Here is a 20304-nt window from a genome sequence, read left to right as displayed (position 1 = left end):
GAATAATTTTTCCCCGCTGATCTCGCTGATCAACTTCGCTGATTACCGCTAATTTTTTTCTGCGTATATCTGCGGCTAAAAATTTGCGCTCATCTGCGGGAAAAATAGATGACAAATTTATTTAAAAGCAAAACCCCTGAATGTTAATCTTTGGGCCATTCTGTTAAAGGATCAACTTTATAATCTAAACTATTTTTATTTTTTGCAGGGCACAGAAATACGTCAAAACTTGCTTGTTCATTAGGAGGCACTTCTGCTTCAAAACCAATTAAGGTTGTACCCGGATTAGCTGCGTCATAATCATTTTCAGGAGTAGTTGGCCATTGTTTAATGGAAATAGGCCGGGAATGCCTGATTTTCATGATTAGTTTTTTACCTCCTTTCGTAAGCGTAACGGTGTTCTGATCATCAATCTTTACAGCAGCCGTTGTCATCATTGTCCACCTTAAAAGGAAAGATTTGTCTTTCGCTTTCACTTCATCTCTTACAATCGCATATTTTCCTTTTATAATAGCCACACCGCGCTTAGCTGATTTTAGTTGGTCTTTATAAACATCGGTCAGATCTGTAACCGCGTTCATAAAATTTTTATCAGATGAGTGAGAACCAGTTCTGCGTTGCTATTTACTAACTGTAGCTGATTGTTAATAGTAAGTGTATTATGTGCAAAATTATTATAGCGAAAAACCGTCCATCGCTGCGAATTTTGACGCATGTTCCAAAGATCAACACCTTTTGATTCCAGTGTAATATAGCTTTGCATCCCAAAATCAGAAGCCCATCTTTCCCCTTCTGCATCCAAAACAAAAGAACCAATATCCATGTGTCCATGACTTATAGAAGGTGAGCCACATTTCAAACCCATATAAATAGCATTAGGATCAGTCCAGGAAGTTCGCATTAAATAAACGGGATTAGGCCCTAAGCCGTACCATGTTAAATTAGTTGGCACAGTAGTTTTAGAAGCAGAAAAGTCTTTCGACCAAATCAGTAAAGCGGGCAAAGTACGCTCTGTCGTTAATTTTGAGAAACTATTTCTTTCAATAAATTTCGCTTCATTCCAAATCAATGATGGGTCTTTAGTCTTCTTGGCGAACCAATACATAGCTGGTTGAATATCCACGCCATTTCCTGCATCGGAATAGTTAAAACTGCTGTTCGATGTACCTTCCATATGAAGCATGTAATATGGAGTCTTTAAAAAGCCATTCAAACCATCTAATGAATAATCAACTCTTTTAAATTTTTCATACGCATCGATAAACAATACATTGAACATGGTTCCATAACCCCAATAATTATATCCTTCGGGATATGCGCCATCTGGATTATAGCCCTTCATAACAGCAGGAAGATTTGTTACCGCACGTTGTAAAATAGCTTCTCCCCTGCTTTTATCATCTTCGTAAAGCGCAAGTGCGCCGTATGATATGCCGGCATGGCAAACCTGGTTCCAATTATTAGTGCCATTAATCCACCAGTTACCTTTTTCTGCAAATGACGGGTTAATACCTTTTTCAAGAATAGCTCTTTTGATCACTATTTTCGATTTTTCCGGCAAAAAGTCATACAACCAATCATAACCAATAGCAATGCCCATGGTCATTTCAGCAACATCTAAAAAATGTGACGGATTCCAATCGCTAAACTCACTCACTGCCATCATTTCTTTTTCTGCTCTTTTTGCATACATTTCGTTTTTCGTCATGCGGTATGCATACGACAAATAAAATACCCGCTTTAAACATTCGCGCGAAATACCGAGTAGTCTTTTTCCTTCCATCTCTCTTTTCAACAAAGGCCGTTCAAGAAATTCGTTACTCGCGCTAATAATAGCTTCATGGACTTTTTTAAGATTTCCGTTCTGTGCTATGGCTTTTTCAATCTGTTTCTCTTCTCCCTTTAATAATAAAATCCGCGGATGGCCTGTTTCTTTAACTGAAATTGCAGACGGATCTAGAGATAATTTATTCAGTGATTCGCCACAAACATCATTTATAAATAAGTGTAGTATTAGCAACAGTATGCAGTATTTTGACATATTCTATGTTTTTGCTCTAAAATACAAGAATATTTTTAGCGTTTTTTCATTTGAATGTATTTTTCTATATATTTGCCGCGCAATGAACATTAATAACATACATATCCATCATCATTTCGCATACTTACAACAGTAAGCCGGTGGTGCTATGTATCAACTTATATAAGGCTTACAGTTTGTAAGCCTTTTTTGTTTGGCCCCCTTCCCTCCCAAAGGGAGGGTTTACATAACAACATAAAAACAATATGATGAATAAAAGAAACTCAAAAAAGAAACGACCTCAACTCCCCTCTCCTCCGGAGAGGGGCTAGGGGTGAGGCCGGAAAAGTTACGAATCGCGGTACAAAAATCTGGAAGACTTAGCGAAGATTCTCTTAAACTATTGAAAGAATGTGGCATTGGCGTACCAAATGGCAACAACCAATTGAAAATAAACGCAGAGAATTTTGATGCAGAAATTCTGTTTTTGCGCGATGATGATATTCCGGAATATGTGCAGGATGGTGTTGCTGATATTGGTTTTGTTGGCGAAAACGTTGTATTGGAAAAAAACAAAGACACAGAAATTGTCGAACGTTTGGGATATGGTAAATGCAGATTATCTATAGCGTTGCCGAAAAATAAAAAAATAAAAAAGTTAAAGACCTTGATGGTATTAAGATCGCCACAAGTTATCCACTCATTCTTACGAAATGGCTCAAACAAAACAAGATCAAAGCAGATATACATGAAATCAGCGGTTCTGTAGAAATTGCGCCGCGCATAGGCTTAGCCGATGCTATTTGCGATTTAGTAAGCAGCGGCAGCACACTTTTTAGTAATGAACTCTATGAATTTGAAACAATTCTAAAATCGGAAGCAGTTTTAATTTCAGGTAATAATCTTTCCAAAAAAGAAAAGAACTTTTAGACAAGCTATTATTCCGCATTCGTTCCGTACGAAAAGCAAAGTATAATAAATATGTTTTATTGAATGCTCCAAACGAAAGCATCAAAAAATATGCTCCTACCTACCAGGTATTAATAGCCCAACCATTGTCCCGTTAGCACAGGAAGGCTGGTCGTCTATACATTCTGTAATTGGCGAAAATGATTTTTGGAATGTAATTGAAAAACTGAAAGCTGCCGGAGCACAGGGAATTTTAATTTTACCAATTGAAAAGATAATTGAATGATTTAGTGAATGGGATCTATTGGATATTATCCATTGACTATTGATAATTTCACTATTAACTATGAATTTGAAAATCTACAAATACCCTTCGACTAAATCCTGGGGGACAATTAGCCAGCGGCCTTTACAAAACAGCAATGCGATTCAAGCATCCGTGAATGCTATTATTTATGATGTTGCCAACAATGGTGATGTTGCGCTAAAAAACTACGCCAGTAAATTCGATGGTGTTGCGCTAAAAGCACTTCAGGTTTCTTCAAAAGAAATAACAGCAGCTACCAAAAATGCAGAGCCTCAATTAAAAAAGCCATACTTCAGGCTAAGAAAAATATTCAAAAATTTCATTCAGCGCAAAAGCAGGCAGTTGTAAGAGTTGAAACTACACCTGGAATTCAGTGCTGGCGCGAATCCAGAGCAATTGAAAAAGTTGGTCTATATATTCCCGGCGGTTCAGCACCTCTGTTTTCAACGGTTTTAATGTTGGGTGTTCCTGCTATGATAGCCGGTTGTAAAGAAATTGTGTTATGTACCCCCTGCGATAAAAGCGGCAAAGTAAATGACGCCATTTTGTTTGCAGCTTCATTATGCGGTATTACAAAAATTTTTAAAGTTGGCGGAGCCCAAGCCATTGCCGCAATGGCTTACGGCACCAAAACAATTCCGGCTGTTTATAAAATCTTCGGACCCGGCAATCAATATGTCACAGCAGCAAAGCAAATATTGCAAACAAAAGTTGCTATTGATATGCCGGCTGGGCCATCAGAAGTATTGGTAATTGCGGACAGCACTTCAGTAGCGGACTATGTAGCCGCCGACCTTTTAGCACAAGCTGAGCATGGACCAGACTCTCAGGTAATATTGGTTTGCACCAATATTGATATTGCTAAAAAGGTTGAAAAAGCTGTAGCTGAACAATTATCACAGCTTCCCAGAAAAGATATAGCCACGAAAGCACTGAAACATGCACGTCTTATTGTATTAAAAAATCTGGGTGAAGCAGTTGCATTCTCCAATCTTTATGCGCCTGAACATTTAATATTGGCTTGTAAAACTACAAGCAGATTATTAAAACAAATAACAACAGCAGGCTCCGTATTTATTGGTAACTATTCTCCTGAAAGCGTGGGTGATTATGCAAGCGGCACTAATCACACCTTGCCTACAAACGGATACGCAACTGCTTACAGCGGTGTATCTTTAGACAGTTTTTATAAAAAAATAACTTTTCAGCAGTTGACAAAAGACGGCCTTCATAACATAGCAAAAACTGTTACTACAATGGCCGAAGCCGAAGGCCTGCAGGCACACAGCAATGCAGTTAAAATAAGAATCCTCTCCAATGATAAATAGACATTTATTATTGTCCCAGCTGAAGAATATATGGAATCGGTCTTCCGCCAGTTGGCGGACTCTTCAACTGATGAATATATCTCAACCTATATAAACGGAAAAAATTATGAACGAGACAGAAGATTTAAAAAACCTCAACGACCCCACTCCCCCTCCTCCTCCGGAGAGGGGGCTGGTGGGAGAGGCTTTTAATTTAGATTATCTGGTAAGAGAAAACATTAGAACACTTGCCCCATACACAACAGCAAGACATGAATTTACCGGAGAAGCAAGCGTAATGTTGGATGCGAATGAAAATGCCATAGGATCTCCTGTGACACTTGATATTGGAGCATCGCATGAGTTATTGAACCGATATCCTGATCCCTTACAGATGGAATTTAAAAAACGTATTGGTGAAATAAAAGGAATACCGGTTGAAAATATATTCGCGGGCAATGGCAGCGATGAGGCTATTGATGTACTGATGCGTATTTTTTGTGAGCCAGGTATCGACAATATTATCACATTGCCACCAACTTACGGAATGTACAGTGTTTGTGCGGCCATCAACAATATCAAAGTAAAAGAAGTACCGCTTAATAAAGAATACCAAATGGATATTCAAGCCATAGCAGACGCGGTAGATGAAAACACAAAGTTAATTTTTATTTGTTCTCCGAATAACCCCACCGGCAACAGCATTACAAGACAAGATATAGAAATCATACTTAATAATTTTGATGGTATTGTGGTAATTGATGAAGCCTATATTAATTACGCCAAACAAAAAACATTCTCACAACAAGTGTCCGAATATCCAAATCTCATTGTAATGCAAACTTTGTCCAAAGCATGGGGATTGGCTGCATTGCGGCTTGGGCTTGCATTTGCAAGTAAGGATATTATCAATTTAATGAACAATGTAAAATACCCTTACAATATTAATGAGGCTACACAACAATTGGCGCTTCAAGGTTTAAAAAATGTGATGCAGGTAAATGAGTGGACTAAAACGACTATTGAACAACGTAACTGGTTAGAAGAAGAACTTAGGCAACTATCATTTGTTGAGCGCATATTTCCATCTGACGCTAATTTTTTATTAGTGAAGATGAATGAAGCGGATGCTATTTTTGTTTATCTGCAAACGAAAGGAATTATTGTTAGAAGCCGGACTAAAACAAAAGGTTGTGAAAGTTGTTTGCGCATTACTGTCGGTACAGAAAAAGAAAATAAAGAATTGATTAAAGCATTAAAAGCCCACCCCAACCCTCCCCAAGGGAGGGCTTAAAGAACCCTAAATTTTAAAATAGCTTTATGGATAATAATATTCAAAATACAAACGACCTTTCTCCCTCTCCTTCGGAGAGGGCCGGGGTGAGGTCTAAACGCGTTTTATTCATTGATAGAGATGGTACACTCATTAACGAAGCTCCTCCTACTTATCAATTAGATTCGATTGAAAAAATAACTTTTTACCCAGGTATGTTTACATGGATGGGAAAGATTGCGAGGATATGAATTTTGAGCGGTGATGATTACCAATCAGGATGGCTTGGGAACCGATGCTTTTCCCGAAGACACTTTCTGGCCTTATCAGGAATTAGTAATGCGCAACTTGGAAAGCGAAGGTATTGTGTTTAGCGAAGTTTTGATTGATAAAACTTATCCCGAAGAAAATGCGCCTACCAGAAAACCAGCAACAGGTTTACTGACAAAATACATCAACAACCCTGATTATGATTTGGTAAATTCCTACGTTATTGGCGACAGGATCACCGACATTCAATTGGCTAAAAACCTTGGCTGCAAAGGCATTTGGTTGAATTTGGATGAACATTTGGGAGCGGCGGAAATATCTGACACGATAAAAGAACTCAATAACACCATCGTACTTAAAACAAAAAGCTGGGAAGATATTTATGGCTTTCTTCAATTAAAAGAAAGAGTAATAAAACACACACGCAATACCAACGAAACAAAAATTGATATTGAAATCAATTTAGATGGAACAGGGCTTTGCGAAATTGAAACCGGCCTCGGCTTTTTCGATCACATGCTGCACCAACTAGGCAGACACAGCGGCATCAATTTAAAAATCATCACAAAAGGCGATTTGCATATTGATGAACACCACACCATCGAAGACACAGCTATTGCTTTGGGCGAAGCATTTCAATTGGCCTTAGGAAACAAAGCAGGAATAGAGCGCTACGGATTTTTATTACCCATGGATGATTGCCTGGCGCAGGTGGCTATTGACTTTGGCGGCCGGCCATGGTTGGTTTGGAATGCTGAATTTAAGAGAGAAAAAATCGGAGAAATGCCGACCGAAATGTTCTACCATTTCTTCAAGTCTTTCAGCGATGGCGCCAAATGCAATTTAAACATCAAAGCCGAAGGCGAAAATGAACATCATAAAATTGAAGCGATTTTTAAAGGTTTGGCTAAAGCTATAAAACTGGCTGTTAAGCGAACTCCTGGTAATGAGCAGTTGCCAAGCACCAAAGGACTTTTATAATTCAAGCCCACCCAACCCTCCCAAAGGGAGGACTTAAGGAACCCTAAATTCTAAAATAGCTTTATGGATAATAATTTTAAAACTATAAACGACCCAACTCCCCTTTCCTTTGGAAAGGGGTCGGGGATAGGCTTGTAATCGTAAAATATAACGCCGGAAATATACAATCCGTACTTTTTGCATTGGAAAGAATTGGAGTATCGGCAATTGTTACAGATGATAAAGAGCAAATTTTATCTGCTGATAAAATCATTTTTCCGGGTGTGGGCGAAGCTAGTACAGCAATGAATTATTTGAAAGAAAGAAAATTAGATGAAGTGATAAAAGCCGCAAAGCAGCCACTATTGGGCATTTGCCTGGGCATGCAATTACTATGCAAACACAGCGAAGAAAATAACACCAATTGCCTGAATATTTTTGACGTAGAAGTGAAACGTTTTATAAGTGATGATTTAAAAATACCACAAATCGGGTGGAATAACATACAGGTAAAAGACAACCCGTTGTTTAGAATATTGAAAGCAACAGCTATTGTTATTTTGTGCATAGCTATTATGCCGCATTAACGCAAAGCACCATTGCAACAGCCAATTACGGTATTGATTTCAGTTGTGCATTGGGTAAGGATAATTTTTACGGCGTTCAATTTCATCCGGAAAAAAGTGCAGATACAGGTGAACAGATATTGAGAAATTTTTTGGAACTTTCATGAACCTAAAACACCTCAATTATGGCCAAAGAAACTATCCACGCTAAAGGACTTGAAATCTCCATCTATACGGAAGATTTCAAAAATGAATATTTATCGCTTACCGATATTGCAAAGTATAAAAGTAATGAACCAAATGATGTTATTCGCAACTGGCTTCGATTAAAAGATACGATCGAATTTCTTGGTTTGTGGGAACAATTACACAATCCGGATTTTAAACCCGTCGAATTCGACGGGTTTAAAAAACAGGCCGGGTTAAATGCTTTTACACTTTCCCCTCAAAAATGGATTGAAAACACCAATGCGATAGGTATCGTTTCCAAATCAGGAAGATATGGCGGAACCTTTGCGCATATTGATATCGCCTTTGAATTTGCCTCCTGGGTTTCGGCCGAATTCAAGTTATATATCATTAAAGATTATAAGCGACTTAAAAATGAAGAAAGCAGCCGGCTTTCATTAAACTGGAATTTAAACCGTACCCTTTCCAAACTTAATTATCGTATTCATACAGATGCCATAAAGGAAAATATCATTCCCCCAAATGTCACTAAGGAACAAGTAGCCGCCATTTATGCCAGCGAAGCAGATATTTTGAATGTGGCATTATTTGGCATAACCGCTAAACAATGGAGGCAACAAAATTCTTCTTCTAAAGGAAATATCAGAGATCATGCGACAATTGAACAATTGTTGGTTTTAGCCAACATTGAAAGTTTGAATGCCGAGTTTATTAAAATGAATGTATCACAAAAAGATCGATTGATTCAATTAAACCAAACGGCCATTAGCCAACTTACTACACTTTTCAAAAACAAAACAACAAAAACTTTAAAATAAAAAATGCAAATCATTCCCGCTATTGATATCATTGACGGAAAATGCGTACGCCTAAGCAAAGGCGATTACCAACAAAAGAAAATTTATAATGAACATCCGCTTGAAGTAGCCAAAGGCTTTGAAGGCGCGGGTTTGCAGCGTTTGCATTTGGTGGATTTGGACGGTGCCAAAGCTGGCGAAGTTAAAAACTGGAAAGTGTTGGAACAGATTGCTGGTAAAACAAATTTGAAAATTGATTTTAGTGGCGGCATCAGCAACAATGAAAGTGTAGCAATCACTTTCAATTCGGGCGCAACATACGCCGCAATAGGAAGTGTTGCTGTGAAAAACGAAGGTTTGTTATTGCAGTGGTTCATGACTTACGGCGTAGAAAAATTTATTTTGGGAGCAGATGTGTTAGACGAAAAGATTCAGATTAAAGGTTGGACGGAAGCTACTGATATTAATATTATCGACTTTATAAAAAACTATTCTCAAAAAGGCGTTCAACAGTTTTTTTGCACAGACATCAGTAAAGACGGACTTTTACAGGGAAGCGCTAATGATTTATATAAAAAATATTAGAAGAGGTTGAAGGCATCAACCTTATTGCCAGCGGCGGCGTAAGTTCGATGAAAGATTTAGAAACATTAAAAACCGTTGGTTGTAGCGGTGCAATAGTTGGTAAAGCGATTTACGAAAATCGAATTTCTTTAGAAGATTTAAAACAGTTTGTATAGTGTTAGCAAAAAGAATCATTCCCTGTTTGGATATAAAAGATGGGCGCACTGTTAAAGGCACCAACTTCGTTGAGTTGCGTGATGCCGGCGACCCTGTTGAATTAGCAATACGTTACAGTAAAGAAGGAGCTGATGAATTAGTGTTTTTAGATATTACGGCAACCGTTGATAAGCGTAAAACCCTTGCTGATTTGGTAAGGAAAATTGCTACACATATCAATATTCCGTTTACCGTTGGCGGTGGCATCAATACTGTTGAAGATGTATCTGTATTATTAGAAAATGGTGCGGATAAAATATCTGTCAATACATCTGCAGTAAAAAGACCTGAATTAATTGCAGAATTGGCAAAAAATTTTGGGAGCCAATGCGTGGTTGTTGCGGTTGATATAAAGTTGTTTGATGGCGTGTGGAAAGTGGTAACGCATGGCGGCCGCACTCCTACTCCACTTATTGCAACTGAGTGGGTAAAACAATGTCGCGATTTGGGTGCTGGTGAAATCCTTTTAACATCGATGGAAAATGACGGAACTAAAGCTGGCTTTGCGGTTGATATTACTGCAGAAATAAGTCGGTCGGTTAATATTCCTGTTATAGCTTCGGGCGGTGCCGGAGCGATGGAACACTTTGATGAAGTTTTCACGAAAGGTTCTGCTGATGCGGCTTTGGCGGCAAGTATTTTTCATTTTAAAGAAATTGAAATAAAAGATTTAAAAGAATATTTACAAAAACAAAACATTGCTGTACGTTTGTAATTGCTCAGTTTTGCACAAAAGTTGAAGAGTGCGACGCAAGGAAGATGATAGTAGTACAACAGCTGATAACATAAAAAATATGACCCCAAATTTTTTGAAATATACCGACGGACTGATGCCTGTAATTGTTCAGGATATAAATACCCTTGAAGTGCTGATGCTGGGTTTTATGAATGAAGCCGCTTTTGCCAAGACCAAGGAAGAAGGCAAAGTAACTTTTTACAGCAGAAGTAAACAACGCTTGTGGACCAAAGGCGAAACCTCAAATAATTTTCTTTTGGTAAAAGAAATTTTGGTGGATTGCGATGAGGATACGATTCTGATAAAAGCCGAACCGCAAGGCCCCACCTGCCATACAGGCGATATTAGTTGCTTTGGAAAAGCCAACGACATTTTTTCGCTGCAACACTTAGAGCAAGTGATTGTCGATAGAAAAAATAATCCATCGGAAAAATCATACACTGCTTCGCTTTTTGCAAAAGGCATTAATAAGATCGCACAAAAAGTTGGCGAAGAAGCAGTTGAAATTGTGATTGAAGCAAAAGACGATAATAAAGAATTATTTTTGGGCGAAGCTGCCGATTTGATGTTTCATTATCTCGTATTGTTACAAGCAAAGGGCTTTTCGCTTGCAGATGTAACAAAGGTTTTGGAAGAGCGGCATAAAAAATAATTGTAACTTCAGCTTAATAAGATTATTTAAACTACAAATAATTCTCATTGTAACATAAGTAAACCTTCGAACTCCGTTATATTAAAGATCGTATTTTAGACGAAAATAATATCTGCCATGAAACGATTATTTACAGCCTTCTTTTTTATTATACTAATACATTCTGTTGAGGTAAGTAATGCACAGCACACTCTTACCAAAACATGGGAAACAACTGATTCCATTCCTGTGCCCGAATCTGTACTTTCTGTCCCTAACAAAAATGAACTTTATGTTTCCCTTATCGATGGCAATGGAAACGAAAAAGATGGCAAGGGCGGTATAGGCATTTTGAATAAAGACAGAAGTGTAAAAAATCTTAGCTGGATCACGGGTCTTAACGCGCCAAAGGGGCTGGGCATTTATAAAAACAAATTATACGTAGCAGATATTACCGACGTCGTAGTGATTGACATTAAGAAGGGGAAAGTACTTAAAAGCATCCCCATAACTGGTGCTGTTTTTCTCAACGACATTACAATTACTGATAAAGGAATAGTGTACGTTTCTGATACCCGTGAGAAAAAATTCATGTTCTTATTAATGATGTCCCTAAGCTATACCTCGACAATGTTGATGGCGCTAACGGTCTTAAAGCAATCAACAACGATTTATATGTACTTGCTGGAAAAGAATTATGGAAGTTGGATAAGAACAAAAATAAAGTGATCGTTGCATCGGGTTTCGAGCAGGGTGGCGATGGCATTGAACCTGTAGGAAATGGTGATTTTATTGTTACCTGTTGGCCAGGAATTATTTACTATGTAAAAGCAAACGGCCAGTTTGAAAAAATGCTGGATGTACAAGGAAAAATGAATACAGCTGACCTTGCTTACGATGCTGCAACTAAAACGCTTTATGTTCCGACCTTCAATAACTTTAGTGTAATAGCATACAAATTAAAATAAGATCAGAAGTTACTCCTCGTTACGGGCGAGCAACGATCATAAAGGATACAAAGTACCCAAAGGTTAATTTCGAAATAATTACCGTTGTTTACTTTGTATTCGTTGCGTTTTTTGCATGAAACTAATGCCATTGAAGTATAAATTGGGCTATGTCCGATTCGCTGTTGGCTTCAAATCTGTTAATGCAGCAATTTTCACCGGCTGGCTTGATTGTATGCTTTTCCTTGCAGCAATACCAATAAGGACAGACATTACGCCATCTCTTAGTCCTGCTGAATGTTTGAGCGGATCAGCCGCATTAGGGTTTACAAAAATTTTATCATGCAGGCGCTTATCTCCGCCTCCGTGCCCGCCACGTTCGCTTGTAACATTGATCGTTTTATAATCTTCCCAATTCTTGAATAGAATGACTGGTTCAACCAGTGTAGCCTCCTTTAGATTTTGATTCATTTCGGCTGCGTGTAAATCCGCCTGATCCATATCTTCATTTTTAAAAAACGGAATATCTGTCCAGGCCTCAATCCTTCCTTTCTGTCCGTTGAATGCAATGCGCCAACCTTCAAAAGGAGAATAAGTAGTTAATGAATAATTGACAATAGCTTTGTTTGCATATTTAATTTGCGCAGACATTTTATCATAAATATCAATTTCAGGCCTATAAAGACAGGCATCTCTTAAATAACCGTCATACTTTTCATTGTCAGCATATAAGCGCATATCATGATCGCTCTTAGTGATATCCCAATAATATTTACATTCTTTTTTATGATTACAGGGCCGGCAATTTGTGGATCTAAAAGGACCATTTTTTCCGTAATGCTCCAAAGCGCCATAAGCAAAAACCTCTTTCGGATCAGAATCCAGCCACCAGTTCAATAAATCAAAATGGTGTGTGGCTTTGTGTACCCACAACGATCCGCCTCCATTCATTAATCCATGCCACCTTCTAAAATAAGATGCGCCATGATGCACATTGAGGTACCAATTGAAGTCAACCGAAGTAATTTCTCCAATGACACCATCATTTAGCAATTCCTTAATTTTCGTCATATATGGCCCCCACCGGTAATTAAAACCTACAATCAGCTTTTTGTTAGAAGCACGTTCTGCGTCCATTATTTGCTGGCATTTATCTTCATCAATCGTCAAAGGTTTTTCAGTTAAAACATCATGCCCTGATCTCAGTCCTTTTATAATATATTCATGATGAACAGCATCTTTTGTGGTCACAATGATCAGATCTGGTTTTTGTTCTTGTAACATTTTGTCAAAGTCGGTATATACCGGACAGCTAACACCCATAAACTTTTTTGCATACTGAAGCCTTCCCGGATTAATATCGCATAAGCCAACAAACTCAAGTTTATCAGGATATTGTTCAACAAGCCTTTTACCCCAGAAAGAAGTTCCTCTTACACCTGTTCCAACTAATACGATCTTAAGTTTTTTGGCAGCACTAAAGCCATACAAAGGACTTGTTAATGCAGCACCGGCAGCAAGCATACTAATAGAATGCAGAAATGTTCTTCGAGATTGATTTTCCATTTTCGACAGCTTTTTGTTATAATATAGTTTTCGACTTGCATTGGCAGTGGCAAAGATTTACCCAAGGCAGATACTTTAAGGCACACAATCGTTAACAATGCTGGTTGAATATATCACAATTTTAGCCCACCATTTAAATTGTAGGCTAAAAAATATACGCAAACGTTCCCGAAATGATAAAACCCACGATGTGAAAATCGCGGGTTTTAATATTTCTTTCCACGATTGAAATCGTGGGCTAAATTAAAATCGTGGCTAAATGTTACGCATACATCTCCTCTCTTAATGCTTTTACTCTGTCGTCTGCAAGGTATTCATCAAATGTTGTTAATCGATCGATGATGCCTTTCGGTGTTAATTCAATAACACGATTGGCTACAGTTTGCATAAATGTATGGTCATGACTGGTCAGCAATACAACACCAGTATAAACAGTACACTGTTCGTTAAAGCTTTGTATACTTTCCAGGTCAAGGTGGTTGGTAGGTTGGTCAAGAACAATACAATTCGGGCTTTGCAACATCATCTTGCTAAGCATACAACGCACTTTCTCGCCTCCGCTCAACACGGTTGTTTTCTTCATCACATCCTCACCGCTGAAAAGCATTTTTCCTAAAAACCCGCGTAAAAAGGTTCGTCAACATCTGTAACATGTGATGGAACATACTGGCGCAACCAATCCATCAGGTTTAAATCTTCCTGAAAATATTCACTATTCTCAACAGGCAAATAAGCCTTCGTAATTGTTGTACCCCATTCAAGGCTACCTGAATCGGCTTTTGCTTCGCCATTAATAATATCAAAAAACTGTGTTACAGCAAGCGGGTCACGGCTAATTAAAGCAATCTTATCATTCTTATTAACGCTGAAGGTAACATCTTTAAAAAGCGTACGATCATCAAGACTCGCTTTAAGTTTATCAACGTTTAAAATCTGGTTACCTACTTCACGCAAAGGTTGAAATATAATACCCGGATACTTACGATAACTCGGCTCAATATCTTCAATAACCAATTTCTCCAAAGCTTTTTACGGCTGGTCGCCTGTTTACTTTTAGAAGCGTTGGCGCTAAATCGCGCGATAAAGTCCAACAGGTCTTTACGCTTTTCTTCCATCTTTTTATTCTTATCAGTAATCTGGCGCGCCATCAGTTGCGAACTTTCATACCAGAAAGAATAGTTACCTGTGAATACTTTGATCTTGGAGCGATCCACATCTGCAACATGCGTACACACCGCATCCAAGAAGTGACGGTCATGGCTCACAACCAAAACGATGTTTTCATAATCTGCCAGGAAGTTTTCTAACCAACCGATTGTTTCAATGTCCAATCCGTTGGTAGGTTCATCAAGCAGCAGAATATCCGGATTTCCAAACAAAGCCTGAGCCAGCAACACACGCACTTTCATGTTAGATGGAATATCTTTCATCAACATCTGGTGCATATCATCTTTTATTCCCAAACCGCTTAAAAAGTTGCCAGCATTACTTTCAGATTCATATCCGCCCATTTCGCCATACTCCGCTTCCAGTTCGCCAGCCTTCATGTAATCATCTTCTGTTGCATCCGGATTAGCATAAATAGCATCTCTTTTATGCACCACGTCCCACATTTTTTGTGGCCCATTAATACCGTATTCAAAACTGTTTCTTCGTCAAACTCAAACTGGTTCTGTTTAAGAACAGCCATGCGCTCTCCAGGCGTGATGCTGATCGTTCCTTTGTTAGGTTCAATCTCTCCGCTTAATATTTTAAGAAAGGTAGATTTGCCCGCTCCGTTAGCACCTATCACACCGTAACAATTCCCTTTGGTAAAACTTACATTTACATCTTCAAATAACACACGCTTACCATAGCCGAGTTTGAGGTCTTTTACACTTATCATTGCTAATTGATTTTTTAAGGCTGCAAAGGTAGTTTAAAGTTGCAAGGTGAAAAAGTTTAGGTTTAGAGCTTAGGTTATATAACATTTTATTGGCCCAGCTGTATTTTATATAGCATCGAAATTGCCACGCTCGGTTCATCGTCCCGATTATAATGGCATCCTATATTAACGTAGCAATCATTGATGCGGCAAACAAGAGAGGAAGCATGAAAAGCAGATTTCAAACGTTTTCGTAGTGTTTTATTTGCTTTAAATCGATCATTTCTAAACTCATTGATAATTTTATTTTATCTTTCGCAAATTATGCATTCAAGTGCTTGTTAGTGAAGAGCTAAACGAATTGTTTTCGCGTCTGCAAGCATCATGCCTTTGCTGTCTATTTGTATAATTATATTTTTAAAAACATATTTTATAATGGATCAAATGAAATCTTCAAGAAGGAAGTTTATAAGAAATACAACTATCGCTACTGCGGGTGTTTTAGCATTGCCCGATCTTTTAATGGCTAGAAACAGCGTTCTTGGCGCAGCAGAGAAGGTAAATCTCGCTTGCGTAGGTATAGGAAATCGTGGTGGAGAAATTATCGCCGAGTTTGCTAAAACTGGTTTAGCTAATATTGTGGCTTTGTGCGATGTTGATATGGGCGCGCCTCATACGCAAAAAATAATGGCTCAATTCCCTAATGCAAAACGCTTTCAGGATTTCAGACAGATGTTTGATAAAATGGGAAATGAAATTGATGCAGTAAGTATTGGCACACCCGATTTCTCGCACTTTCCGATCACGATGACAGCTTTGTCATTAGGAAAACATGTGTATGTTGAAAAACCAATGGGAAGAACCTTTAATGAGGTACAGCTGATGATGGATGCAGCGGCAAAGCATAGCAAAGTGGTTACGCAAATGGGTAACCAGGGCCATTCAGAAGGAAATTATTTTCAATTTAAAAGTTGGGTAGAAGCAGGAGTAATTAAAGATGTAACTAAAGTTGTAGCTCACATGAATTCGGCGCGTCGCTGGCATGGATGGGATACTAATATTAAATCATTCCCTCCGGCAGAACCTGTGCCATCTACACTTGATTGGAATATATGGCAAATGCAAACCTTTGGCCACGATTACAACCATGATTTTGTAAATGGTCAATGGCGCTGCTGGTATGACTTTGGAATGGGGGCTTTAGGTGACTGGGGTGCGCATCTTTTAGATACTGCTCACCAGTTTTTAGATCTTGGTTTACCGAAAGAAGTAAAACCGCTGAAATTAAGCGGCCACAATAATTTCTTTTATCCCATGTCGACTACGCTTTCCTTTAAATTTCCGAAGCGCGGCAATAAACCAAAGCTTGAAATAATGTGGTATGACGGACTTGATAACCTGCCTCCGATTCCAAAAGGTTATGGTGTGCAAGGATTGATCCCAATATTCCGCCGCCCAGCACCGGAAAAATTGAAGCACCTAAGTTGAATCCTGGAAAAATAATTTATAGCAAGGATCTGATTTTTAAAGGGGCGTCTCACGGAAGTACATTGTCGATCATTCCGGAGGAAAAAGCAAAGGAAATGGCGGCCAGGTTACCTGAAGTTCCAAAATCTCCGTCCAATCACTTCAAAAACTTTTTACTTGCCTGTAAAGGTGAGGAAGAAACGCGTTCTCCATTTTCCGTTGCAGGCCCATTAAGCCAGGTATTTTGCCTGGGCGTTATTGCACAATGGACTGGTGACAAGATTAAGTTTGACAGGGAAAGAAAGATCATCACAAATAATAAAAAAGCAAATGAGTTATTAGTTGGCCCTCCGCCAAGAAAGGGTTGGGAGCAATATTATAAAATGTAAGAAGAGATTACGGATGACCGAAAAAGAATCCCGCTTCGAAAGAGGCGGGATTCTTTTTCGGTGCATTTAAAATTGTCGCACTTGCAGCAGTACAACAAAGTATAAATTTTCGGAGTCTGCCTCCCCTCTCCTCTGGAGAGGGGCTGGGGGTGAGGTCTTAATAGCAGGAATATTTTTGCGACAATTTTAAATGCGCTCGTTTTTTTTGCTGAAGATTTATTGCTAAAAAGAATTAATTTTATTCAGTATCCCAAAACTAAAATATGAAAAGACTCATCCTTATTATTTCGGTTTTCCTATTTGCGATTGCATTATCCTGTGGAAATAAAAAAGACGCATTTGACACTTCGAGTTGGTACTTTAAAGTAAAAATTGACGATAAATGGCACAAGTTGAATGATGACTTAGGAGCGTACTTGCGGACTGAAGCCGAATGGAATTGGAATAACAGTATAAATCAAAATGTGGCTTTGGTGCTGGAAACGACAACGCTGGAGAATATATGCTTTTTAACTATGACATATCTATTGTAAAGTATGGCTCGGATAGCCTGCCCATAAAACCAAAAATGGAATATAATTTTAGATACTTTGAATATAAAATGGACGGCAGGATAGTTATTGAAACTCCTCAAAGCGGATGGGATAATGGTAAAGGGAAATTTGCTTTGACCGAATTTAAGGTTGTAGATACAACAGGAAAGTTTGCCGGCTATTTTAAAGGCAATATGTCTTATGTTGATGATCAGGGCAAAACCGTTACAATTACGGAAGGACAATTTAATTTGCCCAGGAATGATTTAAAGTAACTGCACCTGATGTTATTATTATTGCCTTATTTATAACGGATAAATAGGATGCCATATATTCTTCAGATAAAGTGATTGCGACGCAACACAGATGCCATATATTCTTCAGCTGGTATTATCAAAGAAAATCCCGCCTCTTTCGAAGCGGGATTTTTATTTATCGATGAACGTCGGACATTTCTGTCAACTATCATCTGTAATCTGTCAACTAAATTAATAGCCCATTCCACCCATATCGTGGCCACCTGGCATTGCAGGAGCTGCAGATTTAGGCTCTGGTTTGTCAGCAATTACACACTCGGTAGTTAATAACATACCAGCAATTGAAGCAGCATGCTCAAGAGCTACACGAGCAACCTTTGTAGGATCGATAACCCCTGCTTTGAACAGGTTTTCGAATACTTCGGTACGAGCGTTGAAACCGTAATCTTTCTCTCCTTCACGAATGCCCTGAATGATGATAGATCCTTCCAATCCGCAGTTGGCAACAATCTGACGTAATGGCTCTTCCAATGCACGCTTAACGATTACCATACCTGTTTGCTCATCTTCGATCTGACCTTTTACTTTAACACCCAAAGCACTTACCGCGCGGATGTAAGCAACGCCACCACCCGGAACGATACCTTCTTCAACTGCAGCGCGTGTTGCATGTAAAGCATCATCTACGCGGTCTTTTTTCTCTTTCATTTCAACCTCTGTTGCAGCACCTACATAAAGTACAGCTACACCACCGCTTAATTTAGCTAAACGCTCTTGTAATTTTTCTTTATCGTAATCAGATGTTGTTGTTTCGATCTGAGCTTTGATTTGATTTACACGACCAACGATATCGTTTTTCTTTCCCTTGCCACCAACAACAATTGTGTTGTCTTTATCAATAGTGATAGACGAAGCCTGTCCTAAAGCAGAAATATCAGCGCCTTCTAATTTGTGGCCCATGTCTTCGCTGATTACAGTACCACCAGTTAAGATAGCGATATCCTGTAACATTTCTTTTCTTCTGTCACCAAAACCAGGTGCTTTAACAGCAGCCACTTTAAGTGTACCACGCAATTTGTTTACAACCAAAGTTGCCAATGCTTCACCTTCAAGATCTTCAGCGATGATCACTAACGGACGACCGCTTTGTGCTACTTTTTCTAAAATAGAAAGGATATCCTTCATTGCACTGATCTTTTTATCATAGATCAGGATGTAAGGATTCTGTAATTCAGCTTCCATTTTTTCGCTGTTTGTAACGAAATATGGAGAGATATATCCACGGTCGAATTGCATACCTTCTACAACATCAACAGTTGTGTCAGTTCCTTTAGCTTCTTCAACAGTGATCACGCCTTCTTTACCAACTTTAGCGAATGCCTGAGCAATTAATTCACCAATTTGCTCATCATTGTTAGCGGAAATAGAAGCAACCTGCTTTATTTTTTTACCATCGTTACCTACAGTTTGGCTTTGGCTTTTTAAGTTTTCAACAACCAAAGAAACGGCTTTATCAATACCGCGTTTCAAATCCATTGGATTAGAACCTGCAGCTACCATTTTCAAACCTTCGCTGATGATAGACTGAGCCAAAACAGTTGCAGTTGTAGTACCATCACCTGCAATATCAGCAGTTTTAGAAGCTACTTCTTTTACCATTTGAGCACCCATGTTTTCAATAGGGTCTTCAAGTTCGATTTCTTTTGCTACGGTAACACCATCTTTTGTTAAGGAAGGTGCACCAAATTTTTTCTCGATAACCACGTTACGGCCTTTTGGACCCAGGGTTACTTTTACAGCGTTTGCTAAAACATCAACGCCTTTTTTCATTTTATTCCTTGCTTCTATATCGAAGTATAGTTGTTTTGCCATTATTTAGACTTTAGATTTTAGTATTTAGATTTTAGACTATCGCCAATATATCGCTCTCGCGCATGATCAAAAGATCCTGTCCGTCAATTTGAATTTCAGTACCAGAATACTTACCATACAAAACAGTATCGCCAGTTTTAACAGTTACAGGCTCATCTTTTTTACCAGGGCCCGCTGCAATTACAGTACCGCGTTGTGGTTTTTCTTTAGCTGTATCAGGAATAATAATACCGCCTGCAGTTTTTTCTTCGGCGGCAGCTGGTTTTACGATTACCCTGTCATGTAAAGGGGTAACTGTGGATTTTTTAGCCATAATTTCTATCGTTTTATAAATTTTTGATTTTTTACAGAATTCTGTAATCGTTATTTTACGGTCGGCAAATGTACCGTAAATAACATGCCATAACCGATAAACATGAAATTTTTTCAGTTTAGTGAGATATTGACCAGTTAACTGGTTGAAAAGTTGACAGGTTGACAAGGATGTTCATCAACGATCGTTCAACGCAGCAAATCAACCTGTCAACTTTTCAACTATCTGAGTTAGCCGCCAATTGGATTTAGCAGCTCTTCTTATTAAAGCCTTCGGGCTTATAGTCAGATCTACCAACATCCTTATCACCTTGTCAACTTTTCAACTTTTCACAATACGCAACTAATAAAA

General features: G+C 38.6%; 25 protein-coding genes and 2 pseudogenes. 18 read left to right on the top strand and 9 right to left on the bottom strand.

From position 1 onward, the window contains the following. Positions 1–143: 143 nt before the first annotated feature. Positions 144–581: a hypothetical protein gene (locus MKP09_RS07545; protein ID WP_240827132.1), complete on the bottom strand. Its 438-nt coding sequence runs from the start codon at positions 579–581 to the stop codon at positions 144–146. Continuing rightward, on the bottom strand, positions 578–2041 hold the full coding sequence (locus MKP09_RS07540; protein ID WP_240827131.1) for a heparinase II/III domain-containing protein: 1464 nt from the start codon (positions 2039–2041) through the stop codon (positions 578–580). The genes MKP09_RS07545 and MKP09_RS07540 overlap by 4 nt, the downstream gene beginning before the upstream one ends. A gap of 313 nt (positions 2042–2354) precedes the next feature. Here MKP09_RS07540 and hisG (MKP09_RS07535) point away from each other — a divergent pair. The 14 genes and pseudogenes from hisG (MKP09_RS07535) (at position 2355) to MKP09_RS07470 (ending at position 11713) form a co-directional block, all read left to right on the top strand. Continuing rightward, a pseudogene (hisG, locus tag MKP09_RS07535) lies at positions 2355–2950 on the top strand (ATP phosphoribosyltransferase). 49 nt (positions 2951–2999) lie between these two features. Next, the gene (gene hisG, locus MKP09_RS27960) at positions 3000–3215 is read left to right on the top strand and encodes an ATP phosphoribosyltransferase (protein WP_394801043.1); all 216 of its coding nucleotides are present in this window, start codon (positions 3000–3002) and stop codon (positions 3213–3215) included. Positions 3216–3275: 60 nt separating this feature from the next. Continuing rightward, positions 3276–4564, top strand: a pseudogene (gene hisD, locus MKP09_RS07515) (histidinol dehydrogenase). A 106-nt stretch (positions 4565–4670) separates the two neighbouring features. Next, complete coding sequence (hisC, locus tag MKP09_RS07510; RefSeq protein ID WP_240827128.1) at positions 4671–5837, top strand: histidinol-phosphate transaminase; 1167 nt, start codon at positions 4671–4673, stop codon at positions 5835–5837. 243 nt (positions 5838–6080) lie between these two features. Further along, complete coding sequence (gene hisB, locus MKP09_RS07505) at positions 6081–7067, top strand: bifunctional histidinol-phosphatase/imidazoleglycerol-phosphate dehydratase HisB (protein ID WP_240829396.1); 987 nt, start codon at positions 6081–6083, stop codon at positions 7065–7067. Positions 7068–7249: 182 nt separating this feature from the next. Continuing rightward, positions 7250–7633, top strand: coding sequence for an imidazole glycerol phosphate synthase subunit HisH (gene hisH, locus MKP09_RS07500; protein WP_262915153.1), 384 nt, complete (start codon positions 7250–7252; stop codon positions 7631–7633). Further along, on the top strand, positions 7609–7779 hold the full coding sequence (locus MKP09_RS25645; protein ID WP_317235190.1) for a glutamine amidotransferase-related protein: 171 nt from the start codon (positions 7609–7611) through the stop codon (positions 7777–7779). The genes hisH and MKP09_RS25645 overlap by 25 nt, the downstream gene beginning before the upstream one ends. 18 nt (positions 7780–7797) lie before the next feature. Continuing rightward, on the top strand, positions 7798–8619 hold the full coding sequence (locus MKP09_RS07495) for a KilA-N domain-containing protein (protein ID WP_240827127.1): 822 nt from the start codon (positions 7798–7800) through the stop codon (positions 8617–8619). Positions 8620–8622: 3 nt separating this feature from the next. Then, complete coding sequence (locus MKP09_RS07490; protein ID WP_262915152.1) at positions 8623–9183, top strand: 1-(5-phosphoribosyl)-5-[(5-phosphoribosylamino)methylideneamino]imidazole-4-carboxamide isomerase; 561 nt, start codon at positions 8623–8625, stop codon at positions 9181–9183. A 47-nt stretch (positions 9184–9230) separates the two neighbouring features. Further along, positions 9231–9338, top strand: a complete 108-nt coding sequence (locus MKP09_RS25640) for a hypothetical protein (RefSeq protein WP_262915151.1) — start codon at positions 9231–9233, stop codon at positions 9336–9338. Beyond that, the gene (hisF, locus tag MKP09_RS07485) at positions 9338–10093 is read left to right on the top strand and encodes an imidazole glycerol phosphate synthase subunit HisF (protein ID WP_240827126.1); all 756 of its coding nucleotides are present in this window, start codon (positions 9338–9340) and stop codon (positions 10091–10093) included. Before MKP09_RS25640 ends, hisF begins: the two co-directional genes overlap by 1 nt. Positions 10094–10121: 28 nt before the next feature. Then, positions 10122–10766 (top strand): bifunctional phosphoribosyl-AMP cyclohydrolase/phosphoribosyl-ATP diphosphatase HisIE, encoded by a 645-nt coding sequence (gene hisIE, locus MKP09_RS07480; protein WP_394801008.1) that lies wholly within the window; start codon positions 10122–10124, stop codon positions 10764–10766. A 117-nt stretch (positions 10767–10883) separates the two neighbouring features. Then, positions 10884–11474, top strand: coding sequence for an NHL repeat-containing protein (locus tag MKP09_RS07475; RefSeq protein ID WP_240827125.1), 591 nt, complete (start codon positions 10884–10886; stop codon positions 11472–11474). Then, entirely contained in the window at positions 11450–11713 is a 264-nt protein-coding gene (locus MKP09_RS07470; RefSeq protein WP_240827124.1) for a hypothetical protein, read from the top strand. Before MKP09_RS07475 ends, MKP09_RS07470 begins: the two co-directional genes overlap by 25 nt. Before the next feature lie 147 nt (positions 11714–11860). On the opposite strand, the gene MKP09_RS07465 is transcribed toward MKP09_RS07470, so the two are convergent. The 5 genes from MKP09_RS07465 to MKP09_RS28615 all read right to left on the bottom strand — a co-directional run bounded on the left by MKP09_RS07465 (position 11861) and on the right by MKP09_RS28615 (position 15143). Next, positions 11861–13258 (bottom strand): Gfo/Idh/MocA family protein, encoded by a 1398-nt coding sequence (locus MKP09_RS07465; RefSeq protein ID WP_240827123.1) that lies wholly within the window; start codon positions 13256–13258, stop codon positions 11861–11863. Between the two features lie 262 nt (positions 13259–13520). After that, complete coding sequence (locus tag MKP09_RS28630; protein ID WP_240827122.1) at positions 13521–13865, bottom strand: ATP-binding cassette domain-containing protein; 345 nt, start codon at positions 13863–13865, stop codon at positions 13521–13523. 5 nt (positions 13866–13870) lie between these two features. Further along, positions 13871–14212, bottom strand: a complete 342-nt coding sequence (locus MKP09_RS28625) for a hypothetical protein (protein ID WP_240827121.1) — start codon at positions 14210–14212, stop codon at positions 13871–13873. Continuing rightward, entirely contained in the window at positions 14200–14862 is a 663-nt protein-coding gene (locus MKP09_RS28620) for an ATP-binding cassette domain-containing protein (RefSeq protein WP_317235189.1), read from the bottom strand. The genes MKP09_RS28625 and MKP09_RS28620 overlap by 13 nt, the downstream gene beginning before the upstream one ends. Further along, positions 14802–15143 carry an ATP-binding cassette domain-containing protein gene (locus MKP09_RS28615; protein WP_262915150.1) on the bottom strand — a complete coding sequence of 114 codons (342 nt, stop codon included), beginning with the start codon at positions 15141–15143 and terminating at the stop codon, positions 14802–14804. Before MKP09_RS28615 ends, MKP09_RS28620 begins: the two co-directional genes overlap by 61 nt. Positions 15144–15557: 414 nt before the next feature. On the opposite strand from MKP09_RS28615, the gene MKP09_RS07440 reads away from it, so the two are divergent. The 4 genes from MKP09_RS07440 (at position 15558) to MKP09_RS07425 (ending at position 17786) form a co-directional block, all read left to right on the top strand. After that, positions 15558–16610 carry a Gfo/Idh/MocA family protein gene (locus MKP09_RS07440; RefSeq protein WP_240827120.1) on the top strand — a complete coding sequence of 351 codons (1053 nt, stop codon included), beginning with the start codon at positions 15558–15560 and terminating at the stop codon, positions 16608–16610. Further along, on the top strand, positions 16607–16978 hold the full coding sequence (locus tag MKP09_RS07435) for a hypothetical protein (protein ID WP_240827119.1): 372 nt from the start codon (positions 16607–16609) through the stop codon (positions 16976–16978). Before MKP09_RS07440 ends, MKP09_RS07435 begins: the two co-directional genes overlap by 4 nt. 263 nt (positions 16979–17241) lie before the next feature. After that, entirely contained in the window at positions 17242–17511 is a 270-nt protein-coding gene (locus MKP09_RS07430) for a hypothetical protein (protein ID WP_240827118.1), read from the top strand. A 35-nt stretch (positions 17512–17546) separates the two neighbouring features. Further along, positions 17547–17786 (top strand): hypothetical protein, encoded by a 240-nt coding sequence (locus MKP09_RS07425; protein WP_240827117.1) that lies wholly within the window; start codon positions 17547–17549, stop codon positions 17784–17786. 213 nt (positions 17787–17999) lie between these two features. Here MKP09_RS07425 and groL read toward each other — a convergent pair whose 3' ends face one another. Both groL and MKP09_RS07415 read right to left on the bottom strand, forming a co-directional pair. Continuing rightward, complete coding sequence (groL, locus tag MKP09_RS07420) at positions 18000–19640, bottom strand: chaperonin GroEL (protein ID WP_240827116.1); 1641 nt, start codon at positions 19638–19640, stop codon at positions 18000–18002. 31 nt (positions 19641–19671) lie between these two features. Then, on the bottom strand, positions 19672–19953 hold the full coding sequence (locus MKP09_RS07415; RefSeq protein WP_240827115.1) for a co-chaperone GroES: 282 nt from the start codon (positions 19951–19953) through the stop codon (positions 19672–19674). Positions 19954–20304 lie beyond the last annotated feature (351 nt).

This window comes from Paraniabella ginsengisoli (assembly GCF_022513635.1).
GTDB classification, from domain to species: domain Bacteria; phylum Bacteroidota; class Bacteroidia; order Chitinophagales; family Chitinophagaceae; genus Niabella; species Niabella ginsengisoli.
The sequence above is the reverse complement of the archived record's forward strand: the minus strand, read 5'-3'. Positions and strand labels throughout refer to the sequence as shown.

Coding starts and splice junctions, on each gene's coding strand:
- MKP09_RS07545 (WP_240827132.1), bottom strand. CDS start 581: ATGAACGCGGTTACAGATCTGACCGATGTTTATAAAGACCAACTAAAA.
- MKP09_RS07540 (WP_240827131.1), bottom strand. CDS start 2,041: ATGTCAAAATACTGCATACTGTTGCTAATACTACACTTATTTATAAAT.
- hisC (WP_240827128.1), top strand. CDS start 4,671: ATGAACGAGACAGAAGATTTAAAAAACCTCAACGACCCCACTCCCCCT.
- hisB (WP_240829396.1), top strand. CDS start 6,081: ATGATTACCAATCAGGATGGCTTGGGAACCGATGCTTTTCCCGAAGAC.
- MKP09_RS07495 (WP_240827127.1), top strand. CDS start 7,798: ATGGCCAAAGAAACTATCCACGCTAAAGGACTTGAAATCTCCATCTAT.
- MKP09_RS07490 (WP_262915152.1), top strand. CDS start 8,623: ATGCAAATCATTCCCGCTATTGATATCATTGACGGAAAATGCGTACGC.
- MKP09_RS25640 (WP_262915151.1), top strand. CDS start 9,231: ATGAAAGATTTAGAAACATTAAAAACCGTTGGTTGTAGCGGTGCAATA.
- MKP09_RS07475 (WP_240827125.1), top strand. CDS start 10,884: ATGAAACGATTATTTACAGCCTTCTTTTTTATTATACTAATACATTCT.
- MKP09_RS07465 (WP_240827123.1), bottom strand. CDS start 13,258: ATGGAAAATCAATCTCGAAGAACATTTCTGCATTCTATTAGTATGCTT.
- MKP09_RS28630 (WP_240827122.1), bottom strand. CDS start 13,865: ATGCTTTTCAGCGGTGAGGATGTGATGAAGAAAACAACCGTGTTGAGC.
- MKP09_RS28615 (WP_262915150.1), bottom strand. CDS start 15,143: ATGATAAGTGTAAAAGACCTCAAACTCGGCTATGGTAAGCGTGTGTTA.
- MKP09_RS07440 (WP_240827120.1), top strand. CDS start 15,558: ATGGATCAAATGAAATCTTCAAGAAGGAAGTTTATAAGAAATACAACT.
- MKP09_RS07430 (WP_240827118.1), top strand. CDS start 17,242: ATGAAAAGACTCATCCTTATTATTTCGGTTTTCCTATTTGCGATTGCA.
- MKP09_RS07425 (WP_240827117.1), top strand. CDS start 17,547: ATGGAATATAATTTTAGATACTTTGAATATAAAATGGACGGCAGGATA.
- groL (WP_240827116.1), bottom strand. CDS start 19,640: ATGGCAAAACAACTATACTTCGATATAGAAGCAAGGAATAAAATGAAA.
- MKP09_RS07415 (WP_240827115.1), bottom strand. CDS start 19,953: ATGGCTAAAAAATCCACAGTTACCCCTTTACATGACAGGGTAATCGTA.